The sequence below is a fragment of the Aliiglaciecola aliphaticivorans genome (assembly GCF_054782055.1).
This window is the reverse complement of record NZ_BAAGTF010000020.1, coordinates 114,834-136,967: the sequence shown is the minus strand read 5'-3', so window position 1 is coordinate 136,967 and position 22,134 is coordinate 114,834. Positions and strand designations below refer to the sequence as shown.

Annotated in this window: 17 protein-coding genes; 5 read left to right on the top strand and 12 right to left on the bottom strand. The window is 41.7% G+C overall.

The window, feature by feature from the left end:
- The first annotated feature begins 108 nt into the window (after positions 1-108).
- Positions 109-2,352, top strand: coding sequence for an acyl-CoA dehydrogenase (locus ACYVIL_RS12275; RefSeq protein WP_460312612.1), 2,244 nt, complete (start codon positions 109-111; stop codon positions 2,350-2,352).
- A 260-nt stretch (positions 2,353-2,612) separates the two neighbouring features.
- Positions 2,613-3,362: a hypothetical protein gene (locus tag ACYVIL_RS12270; protein ID WP_460312611.1), complete on the top strand. Its 750-nt coding sequence runs from the start codon at positions 2,613-2,615 to the stop codon at positions 3,360-3,362.
- A 76-nt stretch (positions 3,363-3,438) separates the two neighbouring features.
- Here the strand turns inward: ACYVIL_RS12270 and ACYVIL_RS12265 are convergent, their stop codons facing one another.
- The 11 genes from ACYVIL_RS12265 to murJ form a co-directional block, all read right to left on the bottom strand.
- Entirely contained in the window at positions 3,439-3,909 is a 471-nt protein-coding gene (locus ACYVIL_RS12265; protein ID WP_460312610.1) for a type IV pilin protein, read from the bottom strand.
- A gap of 11 nt (positions 3,910-3,920) precedes the next feature.
- On the bottom strand, positions 3,921-8,006 hold the full coding sequence (locus ACYVIL_RS12260) for a pilus assembly protein (protein ID WP_460312609.1): 4,086 nt from the start codon (positions 8,004-8,006) through the stop codon (positions 3,921-3,923).
- Between the two features lie 13 nt (positions 8,007-8,019).
- Positions 8,020-8,586 carry a pilus assembly PilX family protein gene (locus ACYVIL_RS12255; protein ID WP_303474403.1) on the bottom strand — a complete coding sequence of 189 codons (567 nt, stop codon included), beginning with the start codon at positions 8,584-8,586 and terminating at the stop codon, positions 8,020-8,022.
- Positions 8,583-9,452 carry a PilW family protein gene (locus tag ACYVIL_RS12250; protein ID WP_460312608.1) on the bottom strand — a complete coding sequence of 290 codons (870 nt, stop codon included), beginning with the start codon at positions 9,450-9,452 and terminating at the stop codon, positions 8,583-8,585. Before ACYVIL_RS12250 ends, ACYVIL_RS12255 begins: the two co-directional genes overlap by 4 nt.
- Positions 9,449-10,090, bottom strand: a complete 642-nt coding sequence (gene pilV / locus ACYVIL_RS12245) for a type IV pilus modification protein PilV (RefSeq protein ID WP_460312606.1) — start codon at positions 10,088-10,090, stop codon at positions 9,449-9,451. Before pilV ends, ACYVIL_RS12250 begins: the two co-directional genes overlap by 4 nt.
- Before the next feature lie 378 nt (positions 10,091-10,468).
- The gene (gene ispH, locus ACYVIL_RS12240) at positions 10,469-11,410 is read right to left on the bottom strand and encodes a 4-hydroxy-3-methylbut-2-enyl diphosphate reductase (RefSeq protein ID WP_303474406.1); all 942 of its coding nucleotides are present in this window, start codon (positions 11,408-11,410) and stop codon (positions 10,469-10,471) included.
- Between the two features lie 11 nt (positions 11,411-11,421).
- The gene (gene fkpB / locus ACYVIL_RS12235; protein WP_216049974.1) at positions 11,422-11,853 is read right to left on the bottom strand and encodes an FKBP-type peptidyl-prolyl cis-trans isomerase; all 432 of its coding nucleotides are present in this window, start codon (positions 11,851-11,853) and stop codon (positions 11,422-11,424) included.
- The gene (gene lspA, locus ACYVIL_RS12230) at positions 11,840-12,352 is read right to left on the bottom strand and encodes a signal peptidase II (RefSeq protein WP_303474407.1); all 513 of its coding nucleotides are present in this window, start codon (positions 12,350-12,352) and stop codon (positions 11,840-11,842) included. The genes fkpB and lspA overlap by 14 nt, the downstream gene beginning before the upstream one ends.
- Complete coding sequence (gene ileS / locus ACYVIL_RS12225; protein WP_460312605.1) at positions 12,345-15,170, bottom strand: isoleucine--tRNA ligase; 2,826 nt, start codon at positions 15,168-15,170, stop codon at positions 12,345-12,347. The genes lspA and ileS overlap by 8 nt, the downstream gene beginning before the upstream one ends.
- A 30-nt stretch (positions 15,171-15,200) precedes the next feature.
- Positions 15,201-16,127, bottom strand: coding sequence for a bifunctional riboflavin kinase/FAD synthetase (gene ribF, locus ACYVIL_RS12220; protein WP_303474409.1), 927 nt, complete (start codon positions 16,125-16,127; stop codon positions 15,201-15,203).
- 184 nt (positions 16,128-16,311) lie between these two features.
- Entirely contained in the window at positions 16,312-17,880 is a 1,569-nt protein-coding gene (gene murJ, locus ACYVIL_RS12215) for a murein biosynthesis integral membrane protein MurJ (protein WP_303474410.1), read from the bottom strand.
- A 233-nt stretch (positions 17,881-18,113) separates the two neighbouring features.
- On the opposite strand from murJ, the gene rpsT reads away from it, so the two are divergent.
- The 3 genes from rpsT to olsF all read left to right on the top strand — a co-directional run bounded on the left by rpsT (position 18,114) and on the right by olsF (position 21,288).
- Positions 18,114-18,374, top strand: coding sequence for a 30S ribosomal protein S20 (rpsT, locus tag ACYVIL_RS12210; RefSeq protein WP_303474411.1), 261 nt, complete (start codon positions 18,114-18,116; stop codon positions 18,372-18,374).
- A gap of 286 nt (positions 18,375-18,660) precedes the next feature.
- The gene (locus ACYVIL_RS12205; RefSeq protein WP_460312604.1) at positions 18,661-19,461 is read left to right on the top strand and encodes a UDP-2,3-diacylglucosamine diphosphatase; all 801 of its coding nucleotides are present in this window, start codon (positions 18,661-18,663) and stop codon (positions 19,459-19,461) included.
- Between the two features lie 108 nt (positions 19,462-19,569).
- Positions 19,570-21,288 carry a bifunctional ornithine lipid synthase OlsF gene (gene olsF / locus ACYVIL_RS12200; RefSeq protein WP_303474413.1) on the top strand — a complete coding sequence of 573 codons (1,719 nt, stop codon included), beginning with the start codon at positions 19,570-19,572 and terminating at the stop codon, positions 21,286-21,288.
- A gap of 421 nt (positions 21,289-21,709) precedes the next feature.
- On the opposite strand, the gene ACYVIL_RS12195 is transcribed toward olsF, so the two are convergent.
- The gene (locus ACYVIL_RS12195; protein ID WP_303474414.1) at positions 21,710-22,072 is read right to left on the bottom strand and encodes a type IV pilin protein; all 363 of its coding nucleotides are present in this window, start codon (positions 22,070-22,072) and stop codon (positions 21,710-21,712) included.
- Positions 22,073-22,134: the final 62 nt, after the last annotated feature.

The following is a 22,134-nucleotide window of genomic DNA, read 5'->3' as shown; positions in this document are numbered from 1 at the left end:
CCTTTCAAAGACAGTTATTTCAATGATTTTTATTGCAGTTTTTTTTGATCTTTTGTTAAAAACATGTAGTATTAACTTCAACTGGTCAGATGAGCGGATGTGTTAATTATGAGTATTAGAACAAGTTTAAAGAAAGTGTTACCCCCAATTTCAGTAACCGAGCAAGAAGCATTAGATGCTGGAGATGTTTGGATTGAATCTTCAATTTATCAAGGTAAGCCAGATATGCAGGCCTTGAGAGATATTCCGGCAGCGAAGCTAAGTAAAGACGAGCAAGCCTTTTTAGATGGGCCGGTTACAGAACTATTAGGTATGATTGACGATTTTGAATTGCAAAATAGCAAGCATATCCCAGATGAAATACTTACCTTTCTAAAAGTAAATAAATTTTTCGCCTTGATTATTCCTAAGAAGTTTGGAGGATTAGAATTCAGTCCTTATGCAAACTCAACGATAGTGGCGACTATTGCCGCTACCAGTGGTGCGATTGCAGTAACGGTTATGGTACCTAACTCATTAGGCCCTGGTGAGTTATTGATGCACTACGGTACAGAAGCACAACAAAACCATTGGCTACCCAAACTGAGTGTCGGCCAAGATATCCCTTGTTTTGCGTTAACAGGCCCTGAAGCCGGTTCTGATGCGGGTGCAATTCCTGACGCTGCTTACGTCACTAAAGGTACCTGGGAAGGTGAAGAAGTGATTGGCCTTAGCGTTAGTTGGGACAAGCGTTATATTACCTTAGCCCCAATTGCTACCGTACTAGGTTTGGCTTTTAAAGTGTTTGATCCCGACCAACTGTTAGGTGATTCACTTGAATTGGGTATTACCTGCGCATTAATTCCTAAAAGTCATCCCGGTGTTGAACTAGGCAATCGCCATGATCCTATGGGTGTGCGCTTTTATAATGGAACCACCCGCGGTGAAAACGTGTTTATTCCCATGGACTTTATTATTGGTGGCCAAAAAAATATTGGGCGCGGATGGCAAATGTTGGTGGCATGTTTAGGTGCCGGACGCGGAATTTCACTTCCTGCAATGGGTGTAGCTACTGCGCAAACTGCATTTAAATCAACCGCAGAGTACTCCTTTGTTCGTGAGCAATTTGGTGTACCTATTGGACGATTCGAAGGTATTCAGGAAAAGTTAGCGGATATTGCTGGTAAAACTTTTGTTCTAGAAGCTATGCGAGTTTTAACAACTGAAGGACTTGGTTTAGGACTGAAACCTTCTGTAGTTACTGCCATTGCCAAGTATCATATGACAGAATTAGGTCGTGATGTCTTAAACTCTGCCATGGACGTACAGGCAGGAAAAGCGATTCAACGTGGTCCTCAAAATACCCTGGCAAATGGCTATTCTGCTCTTCCAATTGCAATTACAGTTGAGGGTGCAAACATTTTAACTCGCAACCTAATGATTTTTGGCCAAGGGGCAATGCGTTGTCATCCTTACCTTAAAGAAATGGTTGATTTGATCCACAGTGAAGACAATACCGCTGATGCCGAATTTAATAAAGTGTTAGGAAAAACGGTAAAATTCAGCGTGGCTAATTCTTTCCGTTCTATGTTGAATAGCTATGTACCTTTTGCACGTTCAGCCAAAAGTGCAATGCCGGAAGTGAAAAAATACGAAAAACGCTTAAATGCAATGTCAGCAAAGCTTGCACCACTAGCCGATTTGTCATTACTCGTTTTAGGTGGAGACCTGAAAAAAGCCGAGCTATTATCAGCCCGTCTAGGCGACGTTATGAGCTACACCTATGCAGCAATGGCGGTGATACGTTTCTATGAACAAAAAGTGTCTAATCGTGCTGAAGCATTGCCGTACTTTGAATATGCAATTCAATGGTGTTTACAGCAAGGTGAGCAAGCATTAGTTAATTTCGTAAGTAACTTCCCAAATACCGCAACTCGTGGTTTGATGAGAGTACTCACAAATACTTATAGCACTTCAGTAAAAGGCATTTCTGACGATTTAGTTCGTCAGCTTTCAGCAGCAACTATGCAGCAATCTAGCATTAAGAGCGAGCTTACCCATTTAGTGAAGTCTAATGTAGGTGATGGAAATTATATTAATGAACAAGCATTTGATGCCAAACACGCAGCGATGCCAGTTCTTAAAAAGATTCAAAAACAATTGCGTCAAACTCCAGTTGTACCTGCTTTAACTTTCGAGCATATTGTGAATACTTTTGCTGATAGAGGTTTATTAACTTCAGATGAAGTCACCTTGGTTATGGATTACAACGATAAGCGTAAACTCGCAGTAAGAGTTGACGAATATACCTTTGATTTAGAGTTAGTTGATATTCATAACAGTGCTGAATCGGAGCAAGCTGACGCAGCATAAGTAAATGTGTTGTCACAGGTAGTCCAACGGCTATGACTTTAAAAGCAGATAGAAATATCTGCTTTTTTTTGCTTAATTTTTTAATTTGCGCCGAGTTTATCTAAAAAATGAAAATCTGATGCAGGATAATTTCGCCATTGATAGCATCAGCCATAAAAAAACGCTACCATCAAGATTAACAGTGAAGAATATTGTTTAGGCAATATTTCAATACTAACCCCATGGAAAAACCCAAGATTTAAAAGGCTGGATGAGACGTAATGGCAAACGAACGATTAGAAAACGATCTTCCCAACATCGTTCTAGATAAAGAAGATAGAGAAGCTTTTCAGCGCACAAGAGCGAAAGAGAAAACCAAAACCAAAACCAAAAAGAACAGTAGCACCGACAAAGAGCCCAAAAGTGGTGTTTCAGGCGCTTGGCTATTTTTAGTGATGCTTATAGCCTTGGCGGCATGCGGAGCAAGTTATTGGCTTTATAAGCAAAAAATTCAAAGCGATGCAGAACTAGCTAATGCCATCGACCGTGTATCGGAATTAGAAAGACGCTTGTCTGCAACTGGCGAGGAAATGGATCAATCCGCTGGAGCCCTTAGGGTCACAGTGTCTGAACTAACGGAAAAGACAGATGAGTTGTGGGAGCAAATGGATAAGCTCTGGGCGTCCGCTTGGCGCAGAAATCAAACTGACATTAACCAACTTGCTGAAAAGTTAAAACAACAAAATAGTCAAACTCAGAAGACGTTGGGGGTAATGGAGGGTGACTACTCCACGTTAACAACCAATTTGGCTATATTGGAAGAACAGTTATCTCAGCAGGCGAATGAGTTATCCCAATTAAGTACACTGTTAGCCGAAGTGAAATCAACAAGTAACAATAGCGCACGAGAAATCGGCGATATACAGGCCAAATTGGTTGCCCTAGACCAGGTAAATGGAGCATTAACTCGGCGGGTGGCGGAATTAGAAAAATGGCGCAGAGAAGCCGAAGTTACCCCTACCGTTCCCTAACTTTTAATTACCAAGCTAGCAGTAAAAAAAGGCTCAATATTATGAATATTGAGCCTTTATGGTATTAGAATAAATTTTAACAGCCCCAGCAATACTCACTAGATGACAAAGAGCTACTATTGTCTTTATCCCACGCTTTTCTGCCATCACTATAATAATAAACGTTGCCATCACCAGCTTGCGATGTGCCTGAAACAGGGGTAGCGGTTATCATATAGCTGCTCCCAGATGCTGACACGCTTTCAATAGTGAGATCATATTTTTTATTCGTTGCGGGTTCAGAGGATGGCGAATAACTATGGAAAATGGCAGGTTTACCTGTATCAGCTGCAGATTCTGCTGCGCCTTTGTAACTATAATTTGATGCCTTATGACGTTCCATGGCCGCAGCTAACGCCATTAAATCAGACTGCGCAGCTCCTCTATTGCTGGTTTTCAAATAACCTTGATAACTTGGATAAGCAATACTGGTAATAATACCGACAATTGCCACCGTTATCATTAATTCAATAAGCGTAAAACCCTTGTTCCAATTACTATGCATCATCATTCCTCTTATTACTCTCGCTCAATTTCAGTTTTCCAACTGTTTTTCAGCACGCGTTCAAAACGCCCATAAATATTTTCAGCTAAACATTCAAATGCGGTTCCACATGCTAGTGGATCGCCATCTTCGTCAACATCAATCACCGCGGAGGTACATTCAGTTCCTAAACACACAACAGGAGTAGTGATATCTTCAATAAGAATTTTTGTTTCCGGGGCAATACCAGTTTGCTGCAATTGCGCATACCTGTCTTCATTAGAGAACTCATCATCATAATTTAAGTCAGTCACTGCATTAGCATTGACCAAATTAACCAGATAGGCGCGGCTATTACCGGTTGGAGGCGCACAGGAACTATCGCTGGCGGTGGCTGGTAGGTAGGTTGTAAAAAACAACTTGTAGTCAATGATCAAAGGGGAGGCTAACACCTTTTCTCCACCGCTTCCTAAGGTCAAATACCAGCCATGTTTACTCGCAAATTCCGATATGGCAATTTCCTTGGCCGTTTCATCACTTGAGGTCAACGAATGTGCGGTCGCATCGTATAAATCAGAAATAAGATATGGCGAAGCAGGTAGGGTGTAATTACCATCTTCATCAAGGGTAAAGACACCTTCATCCTTGATCATATAAAAGTGATCTTGAATAACACTGTTCAGCGGTTTAGCACGATAGCCTGACCCAAGGGCTACGGCATAATAGTGATCATTGCCGAGGTTAATCTCTGAGACATCTGGGCCATAAAAGAAACGTCTATTATCTTCAGCTGTGTCACCACCAAATTTAGCCATTACCGCGCCAGTAACCAGCTCACTAACCCCACTACCATTATGAATATCTAATCTAAATAGCTGGCCACCCATATCGGCAACATACATGTGATCAGCGATACCATCCCCTTCTCTATCAATCACTGAGACTCTAGCAGGGATGCTGTACTGCATATCTGTTAACACCAAATCTGCATCAGAATTACTGGCACTCCACAATAAACTTCCTGTATCTGCATCGACCATATAAACAGCGTTACCGACTGAATCAGCGCTACGTAGTTCTTTATCGTCTTGGGAGTCATCGTAACCACCAGCAAAAATTAGTACATCTTTTGTTATTGAACCTATTTTAATTTTTGTCACTGTAGGTCTTGACCAGCTTTGTCCTAATTTTTCGAAGCCTGTACTGCCACCACGGATTTCGAATTTTAAAAGTGGTGATGTTTTGTTCGTAATATCAAAGGCATAATAATTTCTGCCGCCTCTTCGCATACCAACATAAAGATAGATATCATTATCGGTAGTACGCAAGACCATATCGCCGTCTAAACCGTATATATGATTGTAAGAGGAACCGTCCTTATATAAATCATACTGGTTAGAAAGCAATTCTTTGGGCATAATCGCAAAATTTTCACTGCCAGAAGTTGGGTCAAAAGAATGCAATAAACCGTGATTAGTCGCCACTAAAATTGCACTATCGGTATCAGAGTAATTAACAATAATAGGCTGAGAATGAATCGGGTCTCCCATGGCTAAGCGAACATCCGTAAAATCTCCATCACCATCTTCATCCCTCACATCGACGCCTCTCACCCATTTGAGAATATCACTACGTAGTACCCCTGAGTCGGGTAAAGCTGAAATTGCCAGGTCGCTTTCAGTAATACTGGTATTACTCTCATGTATTTGATTTGCATCCACGGCAATAGCGCCACTGCCCTCGAAGGCGTATATGTTGCGGGTCAGATTCATTCTGCTGGCGGCACCACCTTCTCTAACATCATTGCCATCAGCCAATACAGACCAGTAGCTATGGGCATTTTCAGAAAAGAATCCAGTGCCTTCATCTACCGCTTCTAAACCATTTTGATCTAAGACTTGATCGCCATCTATGCGATAGCGCTTTAAATTTCCTGGCCAAATTGCCCCTTCGGAGGGCTTAAATAAGGCAAAGTAAAGTTCATCATTGTGGGTTAATCGATTTAACTGGTTCACGGCAACCCCTGGAGACACGAACGTAGTATTCACATCTTTAACGGTTTTCAAAATGGATGAAAATGCGGTGACCAGATCTGCGGAATTATCAGCTTCATAAAACCCCCCTCCTCCATTGATGGCGAGCTGATTTAAAAAAGCACTGGCACTGCTGCTAGTTGCAAAGCCGATGGTGTGAGTGATGATCCGCGTATCAATGGCTGAGTCGCCCAAATCGCCGATGTTTTCCACTAAATCAACACCGCATTTTTCCCCTCCACTACCGGTACAGTTCTTACCCAACAACGCCTGAATTTTCGATACACTGTGGTTATAGTTAGCTTCACCATCAGATAATAGAACAATATGATTATTTGTCTGGCATTGCTGATCTTGTATAGGCGTATCATAGACCGCGCCAGAAGGTATGTACTCACTAACACAGTAGCTAGAACTTAAATTATCCTCAGTACAGCCATACGGGAGCACAGAGTTATCACCAATGTAAGATAATCGATGACTGACTCTGGTACTTTTTCGCACAGAGGAAGACACAGAACTTGGGCCACGTTGTAAACCGTAGTCCACGGCTCGCCCACCATAATAATTCGTCGCCTCTAATAGGGTATCAACAATAGGTGTGTAACCGTTTGCTGTTAATTCATCCACTTTACCGATTAAATGCTCCCTGACCGTTGAAGTCGCTCCTGGAGTTGATAATCCTTGATACTCCACCACTAATATCGGAGCGGCCGAAGGCTTCCCTTTGTATGCATAAGCACCTCTATTACCTGTGATATCAGACACCACAAAAGACATATCATTACCCGACTCCCAATCTCCTCGGTCGACTAACTCTTGAACAATTGAAGACAAATCAGGAGTTTCGTAAGTATAGTTTTTATACCAGCTAGGAATGCTTCCCCATGTCACCGATGCGGACGTTTTCGGATCGTCTCTGAGTCTATATCGTGAATAGTATTTAAAATTTCCAGGATCAGCTTGGTTAATCCCTCTGATGACAAAAGATGCACCGCTGCCAGTGCGATTTTGATAAGCCGTAAATCGAATATAAGCGTTTGTGATAACAGCATTTTGTGGCAAAGCTAGGCTTCTAAATCGCATGCCAACATAGGCATTGTAAGATGGATTAAAGGTTAACTCCGTTCCTGTAGATTCATAGCCGTTGGTGCGCTCTTCAGCATTATCATCATTCGAAGCAACTTGGTACGTACTGTTGCCTTTTACACATCCAGCTGCCGAAGAACTATCGTAGGCAACAACGAGTTGCACACCTGAACCCGAACCATCTTCGAAAGATTCAACTTTGCGGTTACTGGAACTATCAACACTTGTCCCTTCAATGATGATGTTCAAGTCATTTTGACCACACCAACTGGATTGATCAATCACCTCTTGTAACACATTGGTTATATCTGGCGAGGGAATGGTTTCCCCCGCTAATGGCCAACTATTATCACTGCTCCACTCAACCTCGTTGGCAGTAAGAGTACGGTCAGAGATATCGTAATTAGTATCACTGAATTCAGTCGCATCGGACACCAATTCTGCCCGTATATTGAATGAGGTGGCTGAGGTATTTAACTGGGCAGAAGTAAAGCGCAGATAAGCGCTAGTAATAGTCGCGCCTTGGGGTATATTCAACTCTTGAAAACGAAAGCCGCTGGTAACTACTTCGGTGCCATAGGAAAGTCGTACATCAGAGCTAGTCAGGTTTACGCTGCCCGAAATTTCGTGAGCATCATCATTCCCACCAACAATAGTTTTAGTCAACACAGGTAATACACTAGAATCTATCTGACTTACCGGATACAGCACAGGGCCACCATAATCCGAGAAGCGCATTAGACCAGCATTGATATTAGTAACCGAACCTAAGGTTTCTTTTAACGCATTTTGTACCCGCAACATGCGCGTTTCACCCGTACCGTCTTTAGAGTCCATACTGCCGGATGTATCCATGATAAATAAAACATTTGGATAATATTCAACGGCGGCATCAGAGCTGCCAAGGTAAATTTCTAGATCATCAGCAAAGGCTGAGAACACTATCATGCAGGAAAATAGACAAGCTAAACCGGTATGCAGCGTTTTTTGAATAGACATAAATACAACCTCGCTATTGTGACGCCGGCGCAAAAACCGATGCACTTAACGTGTTAGCTACAGCAAACTTGGATCCTTCCATTCTTCCGCAACCTTTAATAATAAAAACATGACAATTAATGTTACTTCCACCTATCACATTACTGGATCCTAAACATGCGCGTTCTGCAATAAAAGCGGTTCTAGACCAACTGCTAATCGCTGGATTATCATCGTAAAGCCCTTCAGCTACGTGGACAGTATTGGTTGATAATCCATTAGCGGCAGTAACGGCACGGTTGGTCCAGTCTTCATCATTGAAACAACTCATATCATCATTCACTAAGTCCACAGCATCCCCCATTCTGGCTTGGGATAAGGGATCGAGCTTGTCGGGATCAGAAAGCAATACTTCGTCTTCGGATTCAAATACAACACCTGCAATTGCAGATTCAGCAGCATCAAAAGCCAGTGATTGCTTTTCCATTGATACCGCCATTTTATTTTGCATTAAACTACTGGATACTGAAGCCACACCAAGAACGGTTAAACTCATTAGCACCAATAGTGCAAACACCATGACTAAACCTTGTTGTTTCATACTTTTCTACTTCGCATCAGATTCTTCGCATTTCGTAACGTGATTGTGGTTTCAAATAATTTAAATAAGCGTTTATCTGTGGGTGAAATTGCTGTTTCATTCAATAATTTGAAGCTTGGGGTTGAGTTTAATGGTACTTCCGCGTCCCCTTTAAGCAATACCGCTATACGAATTGCGACGACCTGCCCATTATTCGCTAATATTCCAGGCAATTGGTCGGCTGTCACATAGCTAACGGGTCGACCAGAGTTATCTCCCGTTAATAAATTATTGGTGTAGCCATATTGAACTTGAAAATTTTCAACTTCGTCCAGGATAGCCGTTGCCGAATGCCCATCGTGTCCTACAGCAACTCGTTGACCACGTAACACGCGTCCATCAAAGCCTCTGCATTTAAGGGTTCTTCCATCCACAAAATACTCATTGACGACGAAAAATTCCTCGCCATCAGCGTAACCTAACTTATAACCCCGACAGTCCGTTTGCGCCTGGAGTGCTATTGCTACCGTATCATTAGCACCATCCACTCCTTGCGCTGATCCTACGTCAGCAAAGGCAGTAAAGTCGCCAGGTAAAATAACCGGATGATTAGTGACGAATGCACTTTCTAAGACCACATCTTGATCGGTATTTAACGCGGGATCTAACACATCATATAAACCCGCCATCAAAAATTCGTTGCGCAATCGCGTGATAATGAAACGACCGCTTTCTTGGGTAGATGACAATGAGCGATTGAGCCTTTCCGTTAAACTGTTGCTCACTAAAACTTGAATGATCCCTGCGGTGATGAGTAACCCCAGGGTCAACGTAATCATAATTTCAACTAAACTAAAGCCACCTTGAAAACGATTGAATGGTTTCATAACAACACATCCAACTTGACGCAATCGCGCGGCTCATCTTCGTCGCTTAAACACTCTTCGTTTAAGGTACGATCAATATTTTTCCAATTTTCTATTGGCCAGGATAAAACAATACTCACCCTGGAACCTGTGCTGCAGAGTTCGCCGTCAACTGCATTGTTATCGTCGCAACTTACACTAAGGGTAACCGTTGGATTGGATGAAACTGCCGAACAAGAAACTTCATATCCATCATAAACAGCAAATTCAGCAGCGCTACATTGACCACCAGCACAATCTGGAATGTCAGCAGGTTTCGATAAACAAAAACAATTGTACTCTGATGCAGTAGAAGCACATGCAAGGTTATCAAAGTTATAAATATCATTATCAAAGTATTTTTCGTCAACGACCAATCCATCGCCAATTAATGACATCCGTGCGCTCGCACGAAGACGCTCGCTTAGTTGTTGTGCAACCATCACCGATTGCGAACGATTTAATGCGTCTGAGTTTGAAAACGAGCTAATAAACTGTAAGGAAGCAACTCCTAATATGCCAATTGACAGTATAAATAGCGTCACTAACACTTCAATCATTCCGACGCCATATTGACGCAGAGATCCGTGTTGATACGTTTTGCTATAGATCACACTCATTCTTCAATTCTCATATTTCGTGTCGTTTTGAGCTATTTTAAGTAACTAATCTCGTTAGTTAACCTGCTTCCTACGGAAAGACTTTATTGATGGTAGTAAATTTAGCTTAGTTAAGACAGGTTTTGGTTATCTGATGTAGGGCTTAGGTATGAAAATAAGGTGGTTACCCAAAAATAAAGGTAATAGTTAGTTTTCAAGTTACTTGTAACTTAAATAAAATTATTTGCTAAAACAGGGGGTTGCGTTAAAGGTGCTAGCAAGTAAAGCAAGGTCGATACTTGTTTTATTATGCATTCCCATACTTAAAGACTAACGATGATGAATAGAAAAAGACAAATCACCCGCCAAATCAGAGACAGCGGGTGATATGTACAGCTATTATAATTGACGCACTCTGAGCTCTTTAGGCACAGCAAACTCGATATTTTCTTCTCGACCTGGACGCTCGTGTGCTTTGCTTGCCCCCCAACTCAATAGCTTATCAATAACTTCTTTAACCAAAACCTCTGGTGCTGATGCTCCTGCGGTTACGCCAATATTTTTTGCGCCATTGAGCCATTCTTTTTGAATACACTCTGCGCTGTCGATTAAATGGGCTTGGGCGCCAATTTTTTCCGCTAACTCGCGAAGACGGTTTGAGTTGGAACTATTTTGCGCTCCCACAACGAGTAAAACGTCACAGTCAGCTGAAAGCTCTCTCACCGCATCTTGACGATTTTGCGTGGCATAACAAATATCATCCTTACGGGGACCTTCAATGGCTGGAAACTTTTCGCGTAGGGCATCGATAACATCCGCGGTATCATCAACTGACAGTGTAGTTTGGCTGCAATAATATAATTTTTGCGGATTTTTTACCGGCACATTGGCAACATCGTCCACTGACTCCACCAGATAAATGCCACCAGCGTCGTTATTATACTGCCCCATAGTACCTTCTACTTCAGGATGTCCTTGGTGACCGATTAAAATGCATTCCGTTCCCTTTTTACTCGCACGCATTACTTCCATGTGTACCTTGGTCACTAACGGACAAGTAGCGTCAAACACCTTCAAGCCACGGCTATCAGCTTCATTACGCACTGCTTGTGACACACCATGGGCAGAAAATATTACGATACTATCATCAGGAACTTCACTTAGCTCATCAACGAATTTCGCACCTCGTTGTTTTAAACCGTCAACCACAAATTTGTTATGAACCACCTCATGACGCACATAAATTGGCGGAGCAAACATTTCCAGCGCTCTTTCAACAATCGTAATAGCGCGGTCAACACCGGCACAGAAACCTCTTGGATTGGCTAAATGAATCTGCATAAATTACTCACTTAGCTTACGCTAAGGATCTCCACATCAAAAATGACTGTTTGACCGGCCAAGGGGTGATTAAAATCGACGGTGACAGAATCTCCAGCCACATCTCGAATAATCCCTGGAATTTCACTGCCATCAGGCTGACTAAAAGCAATTATAGCGCCGACTTCAATGGGAGTCTCTGCAGAAAATCGGGACTTATCCATATGATGAATATTATCAGGATTAGGCATACCAAAGGCTTCGTCTGCTTGTAAGGTAAATGCTTTCTTATCACCTTCTTTCAAACCCAATAGACAAGATTCAAAATTCGCGGTTAAACTACCATCCCCCATTTGCAATTTAGCGGGTTTATTATTCACTCTAGTACTATCTGCAGCTGAGCCGTCAGATAATTTAAGATCAAAGTGCATTAACACCTCACTGGATTGATTAATTTCCAGCATTATCTGTTTCTCCATCTTTTTCTTTATTTTTAAACATATCAATAATCAATAAGAACGCACCTAAACAGATGGCACTATCCGCGACATTAAATACCGGCCACTCATATTGTTGATAATAAAGGTGTAAAAAGTCGATGACGTAACCATACACAATACGATCATAAACGTTGCCAATTGCGCCGCCTAAAATTAGACAAAAAGCCACAGGCAACATAACTTGTGGTTTTTTAGCGCCTTTTAGCCATCGTAAAATCACCACACTAACTGCTAGCGCAATAGCCGTGAACATCCATCGTTGCCATCCACTCGCGTCATTTAAGAAACTAAATGCGGCACCGTAGTTGCGAGTATGGGTCAAATTAAAAAAAGATGTAATTTGAATTGATTGATATAACTCCATGCCTGCCAGCACGGCATGTTTGCTCCACTGATCTAACACCACAGTCAACACAGCAAGCCATAAAAAGCGTAAACCGGTTTGCGAGATTGAATTAAGCATATTGCCTCGACTCACCGGAACCTTCGACATTGTCTATGCAGCGATGGCACAATTCAGGATGATTCTCATCACTGCCTACATCTTCACGATGATGCCAACAGCGCACACATTTAGCATCCCCAGACTTGACAATGTCTAACCAAAGTTCAGGAATGTCCGTACTAATGGCGTCGTCCGGCTTAGTGCTCACTTCGACAACTTTCGCAGTAGAGGTTATCAAGACAAAGCGCAATTCGTCTTGTAACTGTAACAGTTTATCGGCTAACTCTTTGCTGGCATACAGGGTTACCTGAGCTTCCAGAGAGGCACCTAATTTTCCATCTTTACGTTGTTGCTCCAACGCTCGGTTAACTTGTTCTTTAACAGCAAGTACTTGCAACCAAAATTCATTATCGAATTTACCAGAGGTAGATTGCTTCGGTAATTCATCATACCAAGTACCTGTAAACACAAACTCATCACGTTTGCCTGGCATTTGCTGCCAAAGTTCTTGTGCAGTAAAACTGGTAATAGGTGCCATCCAGCGCACTAGGGCTTCAACAATCCGATATAAGGCTGTTTGACAAGAACGTCTAGCGTGACCGTCAGCCTTAGCTGTGTACTGGCGATCTTTAATGATATCAAGATAAAAACTACCTAGCTCAATGGAGCAAAACTGCATCATTTTCTGACTAACGACCAATAAATCATATTTTTCGTAAGCTTGAATAATGTCCTTTTGAATTTCTGCAGCACGTCCTACAGCCCATTTATCCAGTTCAACTAACTCTTCGAAAGGCACCAAGTCGGTTTCTGGATTAAAGCCGTTTAGATTCGCTAAGAGGAATCTGGCGGTATTACGGATACGGCGATAAGAATCAGCAGAGCGTTTCAGTATCTCGTCCGAAACGGCTATTTCACTTCGATAATCAGTAGATGCTACCCACAGACGCAAAATATCGGCACCTAATTTGTTGATCACTTCTTGAGGAGCAACGGTATTACCAATAGACTTTGACATCTTTTTGCCTTCACCGTCTACGGTGAAGCCATGGGTTAATACTTGCTTATACGGCGCATGCCCCTTTTCGGCCACACTGGTCATCAATGATGACATAAACCATCCACGGTGTTGATCTGAACCTTCAAGATATAAGTCGGCAGAAGCGGGAATATCATCACGACTATCCACCACAAAATGGTGAGTGACCCCGGAGTCAAACCACACATCTAGGGTATCTGGAACTTTTACAAATTCACTTGCGTCATCCCCCAAAAATGCTTGTGTGTCTATATCCCACCACGCCTGAATACCACTTTGTTCGACTAATTTAGCGACTTTTTCCAATAGTTCGTCGGTATTTGGATGTAAATCACCGGTATCTTTATGCACAAATAAAGCAATAGGCACGCCCCAAGTACGTTGGCGAGAAATACACCAATCAGGACGACCTTCCACCATACTTTCTATTCTGTTTTGTCCCCACTCAGGGATCCATTGGGTCTTAGCAATTTCATCTAACGACTGTTGGCGTAAACCATTTTTGTCCATGCTAATAAACCACTGGGGAGTAGCACGGAAAATGATAGGTGTTTTATGACGCCAGCAATGGGGATAACTATGAGTATAAGCATGGTGATGAACAAGGGCTTTGCGCTCAACCAACACGTCAACAATGTGCGAACTGGATTTTAAAACATGCTCACCTTCGAACAACTCAGTACCCGGTAAATACACACCATTTGCACCGACCGGGTTGGCGACTTCTAGGCCGTACTTAGCACCCACATTAAAATCGTCAACACCGTGCCCCGGCGCAGTATGGACACAACCTGTACCTGACTCGGTAGTGACGTGGTCACCTAAAATTACAGGAACGGTGAAGTCGTAGAAAGGATGCCAAATTTGTTGATTTTCTAATGCGTCACCATGGCAGTAGCCAAGTGCGTGATAATGTTCAAAACCAAATCGATCCATGCAAGCGCTAACCAAGTCAGAGGCGATCACTAACCTTTCTGGGTTATCCCCCTCAACTTGCACTAACGTATATTCAAGTTGTGGGCTCACACATACCGCACGGTTCGCGGGTAAGGTCCAAGGCGTTGTGGTCCAGATAACCACAGATACTGGCCCTTCTCCCACATGATTTTCAGGATGCTTGAAGGCTTCCGCAATAGCTGATTGATCTTTTGCACTAAAGCGCACATCTATAGATGGTGATTGCTTATCTTGGTACTCAACTTCAGCTTCAGCTAATGCTGAACCACAATCCGTACACCAGTGAACCGGTTTAAAGCCTTTTTCCAAATGTCCCGAACGAACTATCCCGCCTAAAGCACGAATAATCTCGGCTTCAGAGGTGAAATCCATGGTTTTATAAGGTTTATCCCATTCACCTAAGACACCTAAACGGATAAAATCACTTTTTTGTCCAGCAATTTGACGCTCAGCGTATTCACGGCATTTTTGTCTAAACTGCGCTGCAGTAACTTTTTTACCAGGTTTGCCAACTTTTTTCTCTACCTGAAGTTCAATAGGCAGTCCATGACAATCCCACCCTGGTACATATGGCGCATCAAAATCAGATAAAGTTTTAGATTTAACAATAATATCTTTAAGAATTTTATTAACCGCATGACCTATATGAATATCCCCATTCGCATAGGGAGGGCCATCGTGCAAAACAAAAGGTGTTTTACCTTTTTTAGCATCGCGAATAGCGTGATAAAGTTTTTTCTGAGTCCACTGCTTCAGCATTTGCGGTTCCCGGTTCGCCAAGTTTCCGCGCATGGGAAATTCGGTTTCGGGTAAATTCAACGTATGTTTATAATCGCTCATTAAGGCTAAAATCCAATTCTTAAATCTATTTTAATCAGCGCACAAAAGCTCGCGAGCTATCTGTGCATCAAACTCTATTTGTTTTTTCAGTAGTTCGAATGACTCGAACTTAATTTCGTCTCTTAATTTTTTAATAAACTCCACTTGAATCAGTTGTCCATAAATTTGCTTATTAAAGTCAAACATATGCACTTCAAGTTGAGAACGCTCGCCGTTGACCGTTGGACGCGTGCCGACATTAGCGACACCATTAAAATAGCCACCAGCAAACCTTACTTTCACAGCAAAAACACCTTGGATAGGTGTTTGACATCGCTTCAATAAAACGTTTGCAGTGGGAAAACCTATGGTTCGTCCACGTTTTGCGCCATGCACCACTTTTCCAGCAATAGCAAAAGGTCGACCTAACATCGCTTCAGCTTCTGCAATATCTCCATTGACTAAAGCAGTGCGTATTTCAGTTGAGCTAATGCGACAATCTTTGCGTAAAAAACTTCGTGTACTGACGACTTTATAACCGTATTCGTCGGCGTTCTGTTGTAACAACTCGAAATCACCCTGCCGTCCTTGACCAAAACGAAAATCATCACCCACTACGAGAAACTTAATACCTAGTTTTTCAATGAGGAGATGTTTAATAAAGTAATTTGCGCTCTGACTTGCAAACTCGCGGTCAAACTTAATACATAACAAACGATCCACACCGATCAACCTAAGTTGTTCGAACTTGTCTCGCAATCTACTAAGCCGAGCAGGCGCATCTTCAGGGCTAAAGACTTCCTCTGGCTGAGGCTCGAATACCATGACAGTGGATGGTAGCCCAAGCGTTTTGGCCTGAAGAACCAAATTTCGCAAAACTGCTTGGTGGCCTAAATGGACACCATCAAATTTGCCTATTGTTAACACGCATCCTTTGTGCTTCTCGCGGATGTTGTGTAAACCTCGGATCAATTCCACTGCTTTCCTCAATTCAAAAAACTAAATTTTCACTTCGTTCAAAGGCGGGAATTATAACGAACTGTGCACGTAAAGAAAGCCTATAGGTGTTATATACTAGCAAAAGTAAGTATTAGTCGATAAAACTCACAAAAATCCGCAAATTTAGTGGTATGAAATCTCACAATTGTGTCGCTTAATGGTTCTATCGAACTTTGTGAGTACCAACAAAACTACTCACTCTGACACCCACCAAAAGTAACGTCACCACAAATGAAAAGAATCCGGATAATATTAACTTAGCTAACTCGAGTGCTTTGGATAAAGTATCCATGCTTCGCCAAACAGCGATATCAGAATTGAAATGCTTTATGACTAACACCATGACTACGCAACCGATTAGAACTTTAAGCAAAAATACTAAGGTATTGGCGGTAATTTGAAACACCCCTAAACGGTGTAACTGCACGTATAATAAGGTTGCATTCATCGTTGCCGACATTGCCGTTGCAATCGCTAGCCCAACATAGCCATAGGGGATAGCCAAGGCAATATTAAAAAATATATTGGCTACCATACAATAGATGCCGAAGCGTACTGGCGTTTTCAAATCTTGACGAGAGTAGAAACCAGGTGCCAATACTTTTACCAACATAAAGCTCAACAATCCCGTTGAATAAGCCATTAGACTGTAAGAAGCCATAGTTGCATCTTCGGATGTAAAAGCTCCTCCGTAAAAAATGGTCAACAACATAGGTTCAGCTAATACGAACAAGCCCGCTGCGGCCGGTGCGCCCAGTAGACATACGACTTTGATTCCCCACTCCATACTATTGCTAAACGATTGTCGGTCTTTACTCACATATTGCTTGGACAAGGTGGGCAAAATGACGGTTGCGATAGCAATACCAAAAAGTCCTAGAGGAAACTCTAACAATCGGTCAGAGTAATATAACCAACTCACCGAACCGGTCATTAAAGTGGTGGCGATCATTGTATCGATAAGTAAATTAATTTGGCTAACCGAGACGCCAAACAAAGCGGGAATCATCAACATTCTTACTTTGCGAACTTTAGGATCCGACCAAGCCCATTGAGGTTTAACTAATACACCAGCTCGATACAAAAATGGAATTTGAAACATAAGTTGCATCAATCCACCGATGAACACTCCCCATGCTAAAGCAAACTCAGGGTTGTCAAAGTAAGGAGATAGATATAAGGCACAACTGATAATGGCAACATTGAGTAAAACCGGTGTAAACGCAGCAACGGCAAATTTATTAAGGGTATTTAAAATAGCCCCGGATAAGCCCGTTAAAGAAACAAAGAATAAGTAAGGAAAGGTGATTTTTAACATCAACGCAAAGGGTTCGAATTTATCCCCATGAGGACCATCGTTGATATAATCTACAAACCAACCTGCGCCAAAAATCGCGGCAACAACGGGCGAACCTAGTACCCCTAAAATCGTCACTATAGTAACTATTACACCCAAAGTACCTGACACTTTTGCAATAAATAGTCTTAAGTGTGCCTCATCCCCCTCACCCTTTACTTCCGACAACACAGGAATAAATGCTTGCGCAAAGGCCCCTTCGGCAAACAGCCTACGTAAAAAGTTAGGGATTTTATTGGCAACAAGAAACACGTCTGCTGCTGCGCCTGCACCAAGCATGTTGGCAACCACAACATCGCGAATTAGACCAAGTATCCGAGATAAAAAGGTCATGAACGAGACAATAACACCGGATTTAAGCAGTTTTTTTGACAAGAGTGATTCCTTTACACCGTATCCGGTAAAAACTCAGGGGGTAATCTAAAATGGGTGATGATATTATGCGTGATAAAGGTGAACTGAGTCTACACTCAGCCTTTAATCCTCGGGAAATTAGCTTACTTGTTGTAAATATCGATTATTCCGTCAAAACTGTTTGACAAAGCCTTAGCAAATAGGCACAATCTGCGCCCTTGAATTTTGACTAGATTTTTTTCGGGAGTTTCAAATTGGCTAACATTAAGTCTGCTAAGAAACGCGCAATCCAAGCTGAGAAACGTCGCCAGCATAATGCTAGCCGTCGTTCAATGGTTCGTACTTACCTTAAGAAAGTAATCGCTGCCATTGCTGCTGGTGATAAAGAAGCTGCTACAGCTGCTTACACTACAGCTACTCCTTTGCTTGACCGTATGGCAACCAAAGGTTTGATCCACAAAAACAAAGCTGCTCGTCATAAGAGCCGCCTTGCTTCACAGATCAAAGCTCTATAATTACGCGTTTTAAGTAATACATTAGAAAAAGCGCTTATGGCGCTTTTTTTATGCCTGTTTTTCTACTCATTGTGCTGCACTCATATAGCTATACTTATCAAATTGTAACTATCACTTACCTCAATATTGCTCAATCTGTCATCATTTATTCAAATAAACGTCACTATTCTGTCAATCCCTTGGGTTAACTTTCAAACCCCATAAACAAACTTAAATTTCTTGTTAGTTGAAATAACTGCAAGAAACTTATTTTGGCTGGTTTTTACTTCACGTTTATGGTGCGCCCATGAAAAAACAATACAAAACAGTTTGGTTGTCAGATATCCATTTAGGTTGCAAAGACTGCAAAGCAGAATATTTACTCGACTTCCTAAGTAACCACCAATTCGAAACTATTTATTTGGTGGGAGACATTATTGATATGTGGGCGATGAGCAAGCAATTTCGATGGCCAGACAGCCACAACCAGGTGTTACACAAAATTTGGCAGTTGTCGCGGACAGAAACCAATGTCATATACCTACCTGGAAACCATGACCAACCATTACAAAAGTACAACGGTATGGAGTTTGGTCATATCAAAGTCCTACGTGAGACCATACATGTCACCCAAGATGACAAGAAACTGCTGGTATTGCATGGTGACCAGTTCGATGAAGAAGTATGTTTTGGTCCATTTCACGCCTGGATTGGCGACAAAGCATATGACTTGTTGTTATTTATAAATCGATGGTTCAATCGCATCCAAACTCTGCGTGGAAAACCTTATTGGTCTCTCGCAGGGCATATTAAGAAGCATATTAAAGGGGCAAATTTAGCCATAGATCGATATAAACAAGCCTGTTGTAACCGAGCCAAAAGTCGGGGACTAGATGGCGTCATCTGCGGCCATATTCATCACCCAGAAATATGTTCAAAACGGCAGGTTACTTATTTCAACGATGGTGATTGGATTGAAAACTGTTCTGCCCTCACTGAAAATGAAGAGGGTCACTTAGAATTAGTGTATTGGACGAAATTAGCTGAAAGCGCCAACGTAATACCGATTAAATCTAGTGATAAATCCAAAGATTCACAAGCTGCCTAATTCCTTCCACAGAAAATTTAACGTCACAAATTTGCAAGAAATGTGGCGTTAAATTGTCATATTTCCAACGTAACATCCGCAAAAATGCAGATATATTAAGGTTTGAATATGTTCACTGTTGAAGAAGTCATTAAAAAACATTACCCACAAGCAGAAAACAACCCTTGGCTTTCGAAACCCCTGCAATTCGCTTTAAGACACTTACTTCATGAAAAAGAAATGTTGGAATTTGGACAAACCTATCCAAATATCCAGGGCATAGATTTTATAGAACAAGTTTTAGAATATTTTAATATCAGTTACTCAGTTAGAGATATTGAAAAAGAACGTATCCCAAGTTCCGGAAGGGTTGTGGTGATTGCCAACCATCCCATAGGTTCGTTAGATGCATTAGCATTGTTAAAGCTATTATGTGAAATTAGGCAAGATGTAAAAGTCGTCGCCAATCAGATGCTAATGACTTTAGATCCCCTACAAGACATGTTGTTACCGGTTAATAATATGCAAGGCGGCACCCCCAAAGAACACCTGCAAAATATACATCAACACCTAAAAGAAGAAGGTGCAGTGTTAATTTTTCCAGCGGGAGAAGTATCACGCCTGCGTCCGCAAGGGGTAAGGGATACTCGTTGGAATTCTGGTTTTCTAAAAATTGCCCGATCTACCAATTCACCTATCCTTCCAACTTTTATTGATGCTAAAAATTCGCCTCTATTCTACGGGGTATCAATGTTGTATAAACCACTGGCCACTGCGTTACTAGTAAAAGAAATGTTTAAACAAAAGCGTAAACACCTGCCCATTAGAATCGGTGAAATCGTGCCCGTTGAGTCGTACAATCACAACACTTTGTCGCGCACTCAACATGTCAAATTGTTTAAAAAACACTTATATAAAATCGCATCGGGTAAACGTGGCGTGTATAAAACACAAACGGCCATTGCCATGCCGGAGGATCGTAAAACATTATCCAAAGCCATCAAATCAGAATGCGAATTGTTGGGTGAAACGGGTGATGGCAAGCTGATATATTTATATCAGTACAAAAAATCGTCGCCCATAATGCGTGAAATAGGACGCCTAAGAGAAGTTGCTTTTCGTGCGGTAGGAGAAGGTAGTAATCGCCGCAGAGATATTGACAGATTTGACAACCACTACTTACAACTTATCTTGTGGGATAGCGATGATTTAGAAATTGCTGGTGCTTATCGCATAGGTGACGCAAAAAGAATTATCGAGAAATACGGTGTAGACGGTCTGTATTCAAGTACGCTATTTAATTATAACGACAGCATGCAACCTTATTTCGAACAAGGTTTGGAATTAGGTCGCAGCTTTGTGCAACCTCGCTATTGGGGTAGACGTAGCTTAGATTATCTATGGTATGGAATTGGCGCTTTTATTCAGAAAAATCCGCAATACCGGTATCTATTCGGCCCTGTGAGTTTAAGCAATTCATATCCAAGTGCTGCTAAAAGTGTAATTGTGCAGTTTTATCAGTTGTACTTTCCCGCACAAGCCAACTTAGCGAGTTCGAAGCTCCCCTTTGAAATGAGCGAACAATTCAGCTCACCATTTACCGGTGATAACTACAAACAAGATTTCACTACCCTAAAACACCTTTTGGCGAATATGGGCATGCTGGTGCCAACCCTGTATAAACAATATTCTGAGACCTACGACGATAACGGGCTACAATTTTTAGATTTTAATATCGACCCTGATTTCAACGATTGCATTGATGGATTAGCATTAGGAGACATTTCGAAAATGAAATCTAAAAAACAAAAGCGTTATTTACAGCAAGATATCAAAAAAGCAAGCTAAGCAAGCACTAACAATCAAGGATCAGAAAACCCGATAGCAGCAACTTCTAATAAACCATCTAGCACCTTAGCTACGGATATTAGCGATTCACCATTGACTATTGCAACTGAATCGCTATATCGTTGCTGCTAAGCATATTACTTATATCCTGAGTAAATCTACGCTGATGCTAGGAGAAAAACGTTGCTTCGCTTCTTATTTTTAATACCTATTGCACTATTTCTAATCTGGATAGTTTATCTAAAAACCCATGGTTACAGCTTGGATGATGGTAAAAAGGGATTTATTAAAATTCTCGTCATTTCATTAGGAATTGCCCTTACATACCTAGTGTTAATGTGGCTCTTATGACAGTAGGGCTTACCTAACAACGCTTGTTTTTATAATATGCTGGTATTTACTCTGCCCTTACCTGTGCAGTTTACCAGCATGCCTTAGGCTCACGCTGCATGGATTGATTAATGGTCAAGGTGCTACAAGCTGAGTCTTTTTTCTGATTATTTTGTGCCTTTGCGGTTAAGGTAAAGGTTATCCCACCTTTGTTTTTTGTACTGAAAATGTAGTGTTCAGAGTTTTTTAAACCCAATTCCTCAGCATTGGCATAACGACCGTGGGTTAGCCGAAACTGTCCCTGCATAAGGGTGTTTTCAACTAGCTCATTCTGCGCCTGTTGCCTGCGGGACTTTAAAATATTGCCGCTAAACACATTACCCGATAGCGCCACCAGAATGGCAATCATTGCCAAGGTGACCATTAATTCAATTAAGCTAACTCCCTTGCTCATAAAACTGTACTCCCTCTTTTTTAAATTTTCATATACTCAATATCAGTAAAGCACATGGAAAA

Excerpts from the sequence above, each read along its gene's own strand:
- ispH (WP_303474406.1), bottom strand. The coding sequence starts at position 11,410 with ATGCAGATTCATTTAGCCAATCCAAGAGGTTTCTGTGCCGGTGTTGAC.
- ACYVIL_RS12195 (WP_303474414.1), bottom strand. The coding sequence starts at position 22,072 with ATGAGCAAGGGAGTTAGCTTAATTGAATTAATGGTCACCTTGGCAATG.
- ACYVIL_RS12205 (WP_460312604.1), top strand. The coding sequence starts at position 18,661 with ATGAAAAAACAATACAAAACAGTTTGGTTGTCAGATATCCATTTAGGT.
- ileS (WP_460312605.1), bottom strand. The coding sequence starts at position 15,170 with ATGAGCGATTATAAACATACGTTGAATTTACCCGAAACCGAATTTCCC.
- lspA (WP_303474407.1), bottom strand. The coding sequence starts at position 12,352 with ATGCTTAATTCAATCTCGCAAACCGGTTTACGCTTTTTATGGCTTGCT.
- ACYVIL_RS12250 (WP_460312608.1), bottom strand. The coding sequence starts at position 9,452 with ATGAAACCATTCAATCGTTTTCAAGGTGGCTTTAGTTTAGTTGAAATT.
- olsF (WP_303474413.1), top strand. The coding sequence starts at position 19,570 with ATGTTCACTGTTGAAGAAGTCATTAAAAAACATTACCCACAAGCAGAA.
- fkpB (WP_216049974.1), bottom strand. The coding sequence starts at position 11,853 with ATGCTGGAAATTAATCAATCCAGTGAGGTGTTAATGCACTTTGATCTT.
- ACYVIL_RS12275 (WP_460312612.1), top strand. The coding sequence starts at position 109 with ATGAGTATTAGAACAAGTTTAAAGAAAGTGTTACCCCCAATTTCAGTA.
- ACYVIL_RS12255 (WP_303474403.1), bottom strand. The coding sequence starts at position 8,586 with ATGAAACAACAAGGTTTAGTCATGGTGTTTGCACTATTGGTGCTAATG.
- pilV (WP_460312606.1), bottom strand. The coding sequence starts at position 10,090 with ATGAGTGTGATCTATAGCAAAACGTATCAACACGGATCTCTGCGTCAA.
- ACYVIL_RS12260 (WP_460312609.1), bottom strand. The coding sequence starts at position 8,006 with ATGTCTATTCAAAAAACGCTGCATACCGGTTTAGCTTGTCTATTTTCC.
- ACYVIL_RS12265 (WP_460312610.1), bottom strand. The coding sequence starts at position 3,909 with ATGATGCATAGTAATTGGAACAAGGGTTTTACGCTTATTGAATTAATG.
- ACYVIL_RS12270 (WP_460312611.1), top strand. The coding sequence starts at position 2,613 with ATGGCAAACGAACGATTAGAAAACGATCTTCCCAACATCGTTCTAGAT.